Source organism: Streptomyces sp. NPDC031274 (assembly GCF_055570235.1).
On the sequence record NZ_JBVIHP010000021.1, the window covers coordinates 117681 to 128962 of the forward strand.

Annotated in this window: 9 protein-coding genes; 5 read left to right on the forward strand and 4 right to left on the reverse strand. The window is 71.7% G+C overall.

Translation table 11 applies throughout. From position 1 onward, the window contains the following. Positions 1-121 precede the first annotated feature (121 nt). Positions 122-2023: a rhamnogalacturonan lyase gene (locus ACZ5CR_RS30070; RefSeq protein WP_468863089.1), complete on the reverse strand. Its 1902-nt coding sequence runs from the start codon at positions 2021-2023 to the stop codon at positions 122-124. Between the two features lie 205 nt (positions 2024-2228). Here ACZ5CR_RS30070 and ACZ5CR_RS30075 point away from each other — a divergent pair, with 205 nt between their 5' ends. The 4 genes from ACZ5CR_RS30075 to ACZ5CR_RS30090 all read left to right on the forward strand — a co-directional run bounded on the left by ACZ5CR_RS30075 (position 2229) and on the right by ACZ5CR_RS30090 (position 6487). Then, the gene (locus ACZ5CR_RS30075) at positions 2229-3962 is read left to right on the forward strand and encodes an RNA polymerase sigma factor (protein ID WP_468863092.1); all 1734 of its coding nucleotides are present in this window, start codon (positions 2229-2231) and stop codon (positions 3960-3962) included. 178 nt (positions 3963-4140) lie between these two features. Beyond that, entirely contained in the window at positions 4141-4674 is a 534-nt protein-coding gene (locus tag ACZ5CR_RS30080) for a SigE family RNA polymerase sigma factor (RefSeq protein ID WP_383265470.1), read from the forward strand. Further along, entirely contained in the window at positions 4674-5549 is an 876-nt protein-coding gene (locus tag ACZ5CR_RS30085; RefSeq protein WP_468863095.1) for a hypothetical protein, read from the forward strand. The genes ACZ5CR_RS30080 and ACZ5CR_RS30085 overlap by 1 nt, the downstream gene beginning before the upstream one ends. Before the next feature lie 95 nt (positions 5550-5644). Next, positions 5645-6487, forward strand: coding sequence for a pectate lyase (locus tag ACZ5CR_RS30090; protein WP_468863097.1), 843 nt, complete (start codon positions 5645-5647; stop codon positions 6485-6487). Positions 6488-6526: 39 nt separating this feature from the next. Here ACZ5CR_RS30090 and ACZ5CR_RS30095 read toward each other — a convergent pair whose 3' ends face one another. Next, positions 6527-7228 (reverse strand): TetR/AcrR family transcriptional regulator, encoded by a 702-nt coding sequence (locus ACZ5CR_RS30095; RefSeq protein WP_468863100.1) that lies wholly within the window; start codon positions 7226-7228, stop codon positions 6527-6529. A gap of 154 nt (positions 7229-7382) precedes the next feature. Between ACZ5CR_RS30095 and ACZ5CR_RS30100 the strand changes: the two genes are divergently transcribed. Continuing rightward, complete coding sequence (locus ACZ5CR_RS30100) at positions 7383-8852, forward strand: MFS transporter (protein WP_468863104.1); 1470 nt, start codon at positions 7383-7385, stop codon at positions 8850-8852. Here ACZ5CR_RS30100 and ACZ5CR_RS30105 read toward each other — a convergent pair. Together ACZ5CR_RS30105 and ACZ5CR_RS30110 are read right to left on the reverse strand one after the other, a co-directional pair. Continuing rightward, the gene (locus ACZ5CR_RS30105) at positions 8809-9900 is read right to left on the reverse strand and encodes a pectinesterase family protein (RefSeq protein ID WP_468863106.1); all 1092 of its coding nucleotides are present in this window, start codon (positions 9898-9900) and stop codon (positions 8809-8811) included. The genes ACZ5CR_RS30100 and ACZ5CR_RS30105 overlap by 44 nt on opposite strands. Before the next feature lie 71 nt (positions 9901-9971). Further along, positions 9972-11282: a pectate lyase family protein gene (locus ACZ5CR_RS30110; protein ID WP_468863109.1), complete on the reverse strand. Its 1311-nt coding sequence runs from the start codon at positions 11280-11282 to the stop codon at positions 9972-9974.

The following is an 11282-nucleotide window of genomic DNA, read 5'->3' on the forward strand; positions in this document are numbered from 1 at the left end:
TCTGCCCCTAGGCCAACCCGACAGAGCTGACCCCACCTCTTCACCCAGGGTCCTGGGGGGGGGGGGGGGGGGGGGGGGGGGGGGGGGCCCCCCCCCCCCCCCCCCCCCCCCGCGGAACCCCTCAGGGGGTGGACACCACCGGACGCGGCGCCTTCGCCATGCCGGAGCCGATGAAGAAGCTCGGGTGCGGGGGCTGGTTGTAGGCCGTGTTCTGCCAGGCCAGCGCCGTACGGTACTGGATGTCGTGGAGCAGCGTGGTGATCTTCGTGCCTGTCTCGTGCGGGGTGGAGTAGATCCGCAGTGCCTTGTTGTCCGAGGTGCGCCACACGACTTCCTCGCGCCAGTCGCCGAGGATGTCGCCCGAGAGCGCGGGCGTCGCCTTGGTGCCGTTGTTGGATGCGACCGAGGCCCCGGTGAGGAGCCGGGTCTCGCCGCCCGTGCCGTACTTGTCGATCCGGGTGCCGTCGAGGAGCTCGCGGGTGGTGTCGCCGTCCCACCAGTTCACGAAGTTGACGCTCGACGGCTCGCGGCCGACCGACGCCCCGGACGGCGAACGCAGGGTGCTGTCGGCCGCGGACCACGACTCGGCGCCCGGGGAACCGGCGTAGATGTCGGCGGACACGCCCCGGCCGTTGTCGGAGCCGGATGCCGTGGTCCACAGGCGCTGCCCCGTACGGGCGTCGGCCATCCAGGAGCCCGGCTTGGAACTGTCCTCGGACACCTTGAAGTACTCCAGGCCCGCGCGCGAGGGATCGAGGTCGCCGACGTGCCCGGCGTCGCCGTGCCCGAGCTTGGTCGTCCACAGGCCGCTGCCGTTGTCGTCGACGGTCATCGCGCCGTAGACGATCTCGTCCTTGCCGTCGTTGTCGACGTCCGCGACCGAGAGACTGTGGTTGCCCTGGCCGTCGTACCCCTTGCCGCTGTTCGTCGACGCGTTGGTGTCGAACGTCCAGCGCCGGGTGAAGGCTCCGCCCCGCCAGTCCCAGGCGGCGATGACGGACCGCGTGTAGTAGCCGCGCGCCATGATCAGCGAGGGCCTGCCGCCGTCGAGGTAGGCGGTCCCGGCGAGGAAGCGGTCCACACGGTTGCCGTAACTGTCGCCCCAGCTCGAGACGGCGCCGCGCGCAGGGACGTAGTCGACCGTGTCGAGTGCGGCGCCGGAGCGGCCGTCGAACATGGTCAGGTACTCGGGCCCGGCCAGGACGTAGCCGCTGGAGTTGCGGTGGTCGGCGGACGAGCTGCCGATCACCGTGCCCGCGCCGTCCTTCGTGCCGTCCGCCGTCTTCAGGGCCACTTCGGCCCTGCCGTCGCCGTCGTAGTCGTACACCTGGAACTGCGTGTAGTGCGCGCCCGAGCGGATGTTCCTGCCCAGGTCGATCCGCCACAGGCGGGTGCCGTCCAGCTTGACGCCGTCGATGACGGTGTTGCCGGTGTAGCCGGACTGGGAGTTGTCCTTGGCGTTGGTGGGCTGCCACTTCAGTACGAAGTCCAGGGCGCCGTCCCCGTCGAGATCGCCGACGGACGCGTCGTTCGCCTCGTAGGTGTACGCCACGCCGTCCGGGGTCGTGCCACCGGCGGGCGGCGTGATCGGCACGTCCTTGTATCCGGCGCGGAACTGCACCGCGTGCACGGAGTCGCCCTGCTCGGCGCCGTCGACCACAGCGCGCACGGTGTAGTCGGCGCTGTTCGGCGCGCCCGCGTGGAAGTAGTTCGTCGAGCCGGTGACCGGCGAGGAGTTGACCTTCGTACCCCCTCGGTAGACGTTGAAGGCCACGTCGTCGTCATCGGTGCCGAGCCAGCGCCAGCTGACCAGGTTCCCGGCGTCGGTGTGCACGCTGACCACGCCCCGGTCAAGGGCCTCGGCCTGGCGGGTGGTCGCCGCCGACGAGGTGGACGACAGGGCGATGAGCCCTCCGGCGGCGAGGGCGCCCGCGACGACGGCGGTGAGCAGGACCCGGCCGCGGGTGCGCCGTGCTCTTCTGCCCCTGCGGCGGTGGGGTTCGGTGTACGGGTGCTCGGGCATGGGGTGCTCCTGCGGGAGAGAGACAGTGCCTCGGCTGTGTCGCCGCGGGGCGCGCGAAAGGTTGCCGCCTGTACGGCTCCATCGCCCGGAAAGTTTCTGTTATCGGCGACGCTCTCCGCGCGTCTCCCCTCATGGCCTGGTCAGGTACAGTTCCCGGCCCGCCGACGGGGGGCCGGACAGAGGGACCCGAAGGAGTGGAACAGCGGTGGAAGAGCCCCGGACACGCGGTCTGGTCGAGGCCGCGCGCGCCGGTGACCGGCACGCACTCGACGAGCTGCTCACCGCGCATCTGCCGCTGGTCTACAACATCGTCGGCCGGGCGCTCGACGGCCATCCGGACGTCGACGACATCGTGCAGGACACCATGCTGCGCGTGGTCCGCTCCATCACCGGACTCCGCGACCCGGACGGCTTCCGGTCCTGGCTCGTGGCGATCGCCATGCACCGGATACGGGACCGGGCGCGCGCCGCCCGGTCCCGGCAGACCGTGCCCGCGTCGGCCCTGGAGCGCGAACCGGCCGACCCCGACGGCGACTTCGCGGGCCTGACCGTACTGCGCCTCGGCCTGGAGGGGCAGCGCCGCGAGGTCGCCGAGGCCACCCGATGGCTCGACCCGGAGGACCGGGAGCTGCTCTCGCTGTGGTGGCTGGAGGTGGCGGGCTCGCTCAGCAGGCCCGACCTCGCTCGGGCGCTCGGCCTGACCCGCCAGCACACGGCGGTACGGGTGCAGCGGCTCAAGGAGCGCCTGGAAACGGCCCGTTCCCTCGTACGCGCCCTCGACACCCGTCCGAGGTGCGCCGCGCTCGCCGGGGCCACCGCGGAGTGGGACGGGCGTCCGGGATCGGTGTGGCGCAAGCGCATCCTGCGGCATCTGCGCGGCTGTCCGTGGTGCGGCGGCACGGCTCCCGGCACCGTCCCGGCGGAGCGGCTCCTCGCGGGTCTCGCGCTGGTGCCGATCCCGGCGGGGTTCGCGCTGCACGCGCTGGCGGGGGTGCTCGGCGGGGGCACGGCTCAGGCGGCCGCGGCCACGGGGGCGGCCGCCGGGGGACAGGCCGCTGCCGCCGACCCGGTAGGCCTGAGCGGCCACATCCTCCAGCTGCTCGGCAAGCCCGCGGTCGCCGCCACGGCCGGTCTGACCCTCGTCGCGGGCGGCGCCTACGTGGTCCACGACCGCCAGGACCCGCCGCGCCCGCCCCACGCGGCTGCCCCGGCCCCGAAGACGAGCGCGTCCACTGCTCCCGTGACCACGCCACCGGCCGCATCACCGAAACCGAGCCGCGAGCCCGATGGCACCCCCAGTACCAAGCCCAAGTCCAAGGCCAAGTCCAAGAAATCGGACCCTCGTTACGGCAGCGTCGTCGACAAGGCCGAGCCCGCCCCCGACCCGTCGGCCCGCCCCGGCACCCTCCCGCACCGCACGGAGACCGGCATGACCAGCTCGGCGGGGCCGAAGGCGGTGATGGTGCACCGAGGCGACACCGTCACCCTGCGCGGGCGCGGCTACGCGCTGGTCCGCTGGCAGATCATGCCCGGTGAACGCGCCGGTGCGCTGGTCATGCCCACCTGGACCGGCCTGAAGGGCAAGCTCTTCCACGTCGCGTCCGGCGGCGGGCGGCGCATGGACGACCAGATGCCGACGGCGACTGACCGGCCACACACCTGGATGGGCTCGCCGGACACCGGTTTCACCGTGCTGCCCGAGGGCGCTCAACAAATGTGGCAGAACGAGTACTACTATCTCGACGGCGAAGTGACCCTCCGTCAGAATGAGCGCGGCGCCGACTACAACCTCATCGTCCAGCCCACGGACCGGGCCGCGGTGACCGGCGACATCATCCAACCCCCGGACCCGGCACGAGGGGTGGTGCGCTACGGCCGCGTACGGGACACCGGCACCGACGCGGCACCGGTCCCGCAGTACCTGAACAGGACCGGATGACCCGTACCGCCCGGCCTCTGGCCTTGGCTCCTTGGCTCCTTGGCTCAGACCTGACTGGGATTACGGACGATGTTCGATCTCTCGCACAGACGTTGCTATGCTCGCGCACCGCGCTTCGGCGGTACGGGGGCCACCAGTGCGCGTGCAGAGCCGCGCAGGCACAGGAAAGAGGTCACCCGTGGGGACAGCCGTCGACGACGCAGCCGCCGCGGAGTTCCATGATTTCTTCGAGCGGCACTACGCCGAACTGGCGCGCCTCGCCCACATGTTGACCGGCGAGAAGGATGCCGCGGACGATCTGGCGGCGGACGCCCTGGTCGCTCTCTGGCACCGCTGGGACCGGGTGCGCGCCGCCGATCACCCGGCCGCGTACGCCCGTGGGGTCGTCGCCAACATGGCGCGCACCCGCATCCGCAGCGCCGTCCGGGAGCGCCGCCGTGTGGCGCTGTTCTGGGGGCAGCGGGCGGAGGGCGTCGACGACCCCGACGTACCCGCGGTCGTCGATGTCCAGGAGGCGTTGCGTACGCTGCCGTTCCGTAAGCGGGCCTGTGTGGTCCTGCGGCACGCCTTCGACCTGTCGGAGAAGGACACCGCGCTCACCCTCGGCATATCGGTCGGTACGGTGAAGAGCCAGACGTCCAAGGGAATGGCGGAGCTGCAACGGCTCCTGGGCGAACTGGCCGCGTCGCAACTCGTGGGAGGGAGGCAGTGATGGACGACGTACGGGGGCACCTGCACGATGCCGCGGCCGAGCACCGCCCCGACCGGGAACGGATGCTCGCCCGGATCGAGCGCGGCATGGAGCGCGACGCCGTCGACCCCGGTGCCCCGTCCCGCGGCAGGCTGCCACGGCCCGCCCCCTGGCTGCGGATAGCGGGCGCGACGGCCGCCGTGGCCGGAGTCTTCGCGCTCGGCGGTTACGCCGTCGCCTCCGTCGTCCAGGGCGGCGATCCGCCGCCCCGCACCGTGGGCACACCCGCCGCCCCCGAATCGCCGTCCGCGCCGGGCCCCTCCGCCTCCGCGCCGGACGACGAGAACGCCAAGCCGAGTTCACCCGCCGAGCCCACGCACCCGTCGGGCAGGGCCACGACGGGCGCGCCGGACAGAGGCACGGACCAGGACGCGGACCGGCCGCCGAAGAAGTCCCCACCCCCGCCGTCCACCGGGCGTGTGGCGCCGCAGGCCAAGGGCGTCGAGGACGGCTACCTCTGGAGCGACGGCTCCATCGACCCGCAGAGCAACGACTTCTGGGCGCAGAGCACCCTCACCTTCAAGACCGGGAAACCCCTCACCGCGCTCACCGTCGAACTGCGTGTCGCGCAGACCGGCGGGGTCGCCGACGCGGGCAACTGGCGTTCCCTGCCCGCCGACGACTTCACCGTCTCCGTACGCGAGCAGGGCGGTGAGCTGGTCTACCGCTGGACGCTGAAGGCGGGCCGGACGGTCCCGGCGGGGGAGCACGTCTTCGCGGGCCAGTACAACCACGCCGAGGGCGGCAGGGACGCCGGCGAGGACACGTACGCGGCGGAGGCGACCGCGTCGGGCCAAAGGGCGGCCATACGGGGCGACTTCGCCCGCACTTCCTAGCGCGCCGGAGAAACTCTCGGCAGGGCGGCAACCTTCCGCATCCGGGCGGAGACCAGCAGACGCAAGGTCATCCCCCCAGCGAAAGAGCGGTCCCCATGACCACGCAACGAGCCGAACTGCGCAAGAGCAGCAAGCGCCGCCTCACCCGCCGCCGCGTCGTGGGCGCGGCGGGCGGCGCGCTCCTGCTGACCGGCGCCACCCTGGGCGCCAACGTGCTGCTCTCCCCGGCGGGAGCAGCGACCGCCGCGGCCGCCTGGCCCACGCCCACCGGCGACAAGGCCGTCACCAAGACCATCGAGGTGTCCGGCACCTACGACGGCGGACTCCAGCGCTTCTACGGCAGCGGAGACCTCGGCGGCGACGGCCAGGAAGAGGGCCAGGACCCGATCTTCAAGCTGAAGGACGGCGCCGTCCTGAAGAACGTCGTGATCGGCAAGCCCGCCGCCGACGGCGTGCACTGCTCGGGCAGCTGCACCATCCAGAACGTGTGGTGGGAGGACGTCGGCGAGGACGCGGCCAGCTTCAAGGGCACCTCGACCAGTTCCGTGTACAACGTGACCGGCGGCGGCGCGAAGAAGGCCGACGACAAGGTCCTCCAGTTCAACGGCGCGGGCAAGCTGAACATCTCCGGATTCCAGGTCTCGGACTTCGGCAAGCTGGTCCGCTCCTGCGGCAACTGCTCCAAGCAGTACAAGCGCACGATCACCATCAACGACGTGGACGTGACCGCGCCCGGCAAGTCCCTGGTCGGCATCAACACCAACTACGGCGACACGGCGACCCTGAGCAAGGTCCGCATCCACGGCGACAGCAGCAAGAAGATCAAGCCCTGTATCCGCTACACGGGCAACTCCTCGGGCGCCGAGCCCGTCGAGACGGGCAGCGGCGCCGACGGCACGTACTGCAAGTACAGCGCGTCGGACATCAGCTACCAGTAGCAGCCGTCATACCCGGGCCACCAGCGGCCGACCGGCCGGTCACTGGTGGCCCTTCGCCGTGTCCGGCAGGGGCGTCGGCGTGACGTGCGCGAGCAGCCCGTCGACGAACGCGCGCAGTCCCTGGACGTAGGTGTCCCTGGCCGCCAGCGGAACCCACCGGTCGCCGATGGCGGCCAGATGGGGAACCCGGGACGCGTCGAACGCGAAGCGCGGGGCGGGGAGTTCGCCGCCCGGCCGCCGGTGGGGAGAGCGGGCCCGGACGAGGACCTCGCCGACGGTGTAGTACCAGAGGCTGCGCAGGATGTGGACGGTCTGTTCGGGGGCGCATCCGTAGTCGTCGGCTCCGGCCAGGATGGCTTCGATCATCCAGAGGGCCGACTCGTCGAGCAGGGCGATGAAACCGTCGGCCGTGACGATCTCCGCGGCCCATGGCCACGCGGACAGGGCGTCGTGCACCGCGGTGGCCCCCATGACGATGCGTTCCCGCGGGTCACTGGGCAGTTGGGGGCGTTCGATCTCGTAGATGTAGTGGTTGAGCAGGAGGATCAGCAGGTCCTCCTTGTCCCGGATGTGGTGGTACAGCGTCGTCGCCCCGATGCCGAGCTCGGCGGCGAGACGGCGGATGGTCAGCTTCTCCCAGCCGTCCCGCTCGATCAGCTCGCGGGCCGCCACCAGGATCTGCGCGCGGGAGGTCACGGGCGGGCGGCCGGTGCGGCCGTGCGGTGCGGGAGATCGGGCCATCGCACCATCATGCCGCCCCGCCCTCCGCCGCCTTGATACGGGTGCGGATTCAGCCTTCGTGTTCACAGCGGGCCGTCTCGGTGCTACTTTCGGAACATGTTCCGAAAGTCGTTCCGGAAGTTAACGGGCGCTGCCAGCAACGGAGTTCGCAGTGATGAATAGTTCAGATGTCAGGCCAGGGCTCACGCTCGTCGTGGTGGCGGTCGTGCAGTTCATGGTGTCGCTCGACCTGTCCGTGGTGAACGTCGGACTCCCACAGATCGCCGCCGGGCTCGGCTTCAGCGCGGTGGGCCTGACCTGGGTGATCCATGCCTACGCCCTCACCTTCGGCGGGCTGCTCCTGCTCGGCGGAAAGGCCGCCGACCGGTACGGCCGGGGGCGGGTCCTGATGCTCGGGCTCGGCCTGTTCGCTCTGGCGTCGCTCGTCGGCGGCTTCGCCCAGTCGCCGGGCCAGCTCGTCGCCGCCCGAGCCGTGCAGGGCGTCGGGGCCGCCGCACTGGCTCCGGCCGCCCTTTCGCTGCTGACGGCGACGTTCCCCACGGGCAGGGCCCGCATCCGGGCCTTCGGAGTGTGGAGCGCGACGAACGCCGCCGGAGGCGCTCTCGGCGTCCTGATCGGCGGCCTGCTCACCCAGTACGCCGACTGGCGCTGGGTGATGTTCGTGAACGTGCCGATGGCCGCCTGCGCACTGGTACTGGCCTGGCGCGGCGTCGCCGCGGGGCCGGCGACCGCCCGCGCCGGCCGTCCGGACGTGCTCGGTGCCGTCCTGGTCACAGCGGGCATGACGCTCCTGGTGTTCGGGGTGGTCCGCACCGATCAGTACGCGTGGACCTCGCCGGTCACCCTGACGACGCTGGCGGTCGCTGCCGCACTCCTTGCGGCGTTCCTGCACGTCGAGCGCACCACCACCCGCGATCCGCTGGTCCGGCTCGGCCTCTTCGCCAACCGCTCGGTCGCCGGCGCGAACGCCGGCAACCTCCTGATCGGTGCGGCCATGACCTCGACCTTCTACTTCGCGTCCCTCTACCTCCAACAAGTCCTCGGTACGGGACCGGCGCTGACCGGGGTCATGTTCCTGCCGCTGGCTCTCGCGGTGGCCGCCGGATCCGTGCTCGCCGTCAAACTCGCCTACCGCCTGGCCCCCCGTACCCCTCTCGTCATCGGCGCCCTGCTGACCGCGACCGGGCTCGCCTGGTTCGGCCTGATCAGCCCCGACGGCTCCTACACCACCGACGTCCTGGGGCCGTCGATCGTCATCGGTGTCGGCTTCGGGCTCTGCCTCGGACCGGTCGTCTCCATCGCCACCGCCGGTGTCGCGCCCCACGAGACCGGCACCGCGTCGGGGCTGCTCAACAGCTCACGCCAGATCGGCGCCTCGATCGGACTCGCCGCTCTCGGCGCCGCGGCACACCACCGCTCCGGCACGAGCGCCACGCCCGCCGCCCTCAACGACGGCTACGCGCTCGGTCTGACCCTCGGCGCCGGACTCCTGGTCGCCGCCGCCCTCGTCGCCCTCACTGTCCTGCGACGGACCGGTCCACCGGCACAGGCCGAGCGGACCGATGACCGTGACCCGCGCATCACGCCCTTGGCCTCCAGTCAGTCAGGTAGCCGCCCCGCGTAGCCGACTGGGCCTGTCCTCGGGTGAGTTGGGGGCGGTTCAGCGGGACCGTGACAGCCGCCCCCGGCCCCGTGTTGCGGTACTCGGCGAACCGCTGGTCCTGCCAGGGATGGGCGTCACGCATGTTCGCGTACGGGGCCACCGCGTCGATGCCGCGCCCCAGGTGGGTCTCGCGCACCGTCAGCATGGGGCGGGCCGTCGTGTCCGAACTGGGGACCCAGGGGCGGGCCAGTTTGTAGTACGCGTCCGGGGCGCCGCTCGTCACCCGGCTCCGGGTGCCCAGGTAGCCGCGCGGGTTGGCCGCCGCGGTGGACGGCGCGAAGACGAAGCCGTACGGAGCCGCTGCCAGGTCGCTCCGGGTGAGCGTGTGGAAGCGGCAGCGCTCGAAGACCGCCGTGGCACGGCCGAAGACGAAGTCGACGTCACCCTCCACATAGCAGTCGCGGAAGTACTGGCGGGCGAAGACGCCCAGGTCCGCGGTGTCGGCGTAGAGGGTGTCCTGGTGGCCCAGGAATCGGCAGCCGAAGAACGCCGAGCGGTCGCCCGTCACCTTGAGGGCGACGGCCTGGGTTCCGGTGTAGTCGGGGTGGTCCGCCCGCAGCCAGTCGTTGGCGAACGTGAGGGCGTGGGCGGTGAAACCGGCGGCCCGCACGGTCGTGGTGGCCGAGCCGCTGGTGCCGTAGGTGCCGGACCCGTCGGGCTTCGGGGTGCCCGCGGCGTTGTCGTACACGATGACCGTGTCGCGCGGGTCGCCGCTCGCGCCGACGAGCGTGAGCCCCGCACTCGTCTCGGGCACGGTCACCGTCTCGCGGTACGTGCCCGGGGCGAGGACCAGCGTCCAGGACGTACCGGAAGCGGCGTTCACTGCGGCCTGCACGGTGGTGTGGTCGCCGCGGCCCGCCGGGTCGACGTACAGCGTCCGACGGGTGGGGCGGGGCCCGGCGGCGCGGGCGGGGACCGTGGTGCCGAGGGCGAGGGCGGCGCCCGCACCCGCGCCCGTGGTGAGCAACGTACGGCGGCTGAGGGCTCTGAGGGAGTGGTGCGAGGGCATGGCTGATCCTTCGCTGTGCGGCTCAGTCAGGAAAAGGTGGAGGTGGGGGGAGGGGGAGCTTGAGAGGGAGCTCAGCGGTGCTGCTTGCCCGCGCCCGCGTCACGCCTCAGCAGTCCCGGCAGCTTGCGCGGATCGTCCACCCGTGTCCGCAGGGTCGGCGTCCAGCCCGCACCCGACTGGAGGGTCTCCTGAGGGATCTCCGCGTTGTGGACGGCGATGAGATCGACGCGCTTGCCGTTGACGTAGTTGGCGTCGGCGGTGACCGGCGCCTCCTTCCACTTCTTGAGGATCTTCCCCGCGCCGACCCCGCCCGGGAGCGTGAACGCGTTCTTCTGCGCGACGAGCCGGGACTCCTGGCCGATGCCGAAGGAGTACTGATAGCCGCCCGCGGGGACCACGTAGTGGTTGTTGTACGTGTCGACCTGCCCGAAGCGGACACGCGGCGCCCGCTCGACGATGTCCCTGAAGACGTTGTGGTGCAGAGTGACCCGCAGCTTGCCGCGGTCCGTGGCGCCCGCGCTGTCGCTGTTGCCGATCATCAGGGTCTTGTCGTGGTCGGCGAAGACGTTCCAGGAGACGGTGACCAGGTCGGCGCCGCGTACGACGTCCAGCTCGCCGTCGTGCTGCTGATAGATCTCGCCGTAGTAGGACGGCAGCGAACTGTCGGGGTGCTCGCCGTCGGTGAACGTGTTGTGGTCGACCCACACATGCGTCGAGCCGTGGACGACCATGCTGTCGTACTCGGAGTTCCAGGCCCCCCTGTCGCCGTCCGTGGGATCCCACTGCGGGAAGCAGTCAAGCGGGCTCTCCAGCGTCAGGTCGCGGACGACCACGTTGTCCACGCCCTGGATCTGCAGGCTGCCGCCGACGATCCCGGCGCCCTTGCCGACGCCCACGATGGTCGTGTCGGCGGGGACGTACGCCTTGATCGCCGCGCCCTGCCGGGTCGCCGACGCCGCCCGCAGGTCCTCCTGCGCGCCGCTGACCGGCGTGTCGTACCCCCACACCGCGGGGTCGTAGTCGGCGAGGTACTGGTCGAAGTCGTAGCCATCGGCCTCGAACGCGGCGCAGCCCTCGGCCGTGGCGTTCAGCGTGCCCTTGACCTTGATGATCCGGGGAGCGCCCGCGTCGTCCGCGAGCGCGGCGCGCAGCTCCTCCCAGGTGGTGACCGTGTAGGTGTGCGCGGCATCGGCCCGCGCGCCCCCGGTGGTTCCCCCGTCGGCGGACGCCCAGCCGTCGCCGCGCGGCAGCACGTCGCGTGCGACCGCGGCCGAGGCCGGTGCGCTCGTGACGGCCACGACAAGCGCGGTGCACCCCGCGAGCAGGGTGAGAGATCTGCGTACAGCTGTGCCAGTCGTGCGCGTCGTTCTCGTAGCCCTCAT

Bases quoted from the DNA above. Each gene is read 5' to 3' on its own strand.
- ACZ5CR_RS30090 (WP_468863097.1), top strand. From the start codon at position 5,645: ATGACCACGCAACGAGCCGAACTGCGCAAGAGCAGCAAGCGCCGCCTC.
- ACZ5CR_RS30100 (WP_468863104.1), top strand. From the start codon at position 7,383: ATGAATAGTTCAGATGTCAGGCCAGGGCTCACGCTCGTCGTGGTGGCG.
- ACZ5CR_RS30105 (WP_468863106.1), bottom strand. From the start codon at position 9,900: ATGCCCTCGCACCACTCCCTCAGAGCCCTCAGCCGCCGTACGTTGCTC.
- ACZ5CR_RS30085 (WP_468863095.1), top strand. From the start codon at position 4,674: ATGGACGACGTACGGGGGCACCTGCACGATGCCGCGGCCGAGCACCGC.
- ACZ5CR_RS30110 (WP_468863109.1), bottom strand. From the start codon at position 11,282: ATGAGGGCTACGAGAACGACGCGCACGACTGGCACAGCTGTACGCAGA.
- ACZ5CR_RS30070 (WP_468863089.1), bottom strand. From the start codon at position 2,023: ATGCCCGAGCACCCGTACACCGAACCCCACCGCCGCAGGGGCAGAAGA.
- ACZ5CR_RS30095 (WP_468863100.1), bottom strand. From the start codon at position 7,228: ATGGCCCGATCTCCCGCACCGCACGGCCGCACCGGCCGCCCGCCCGTG.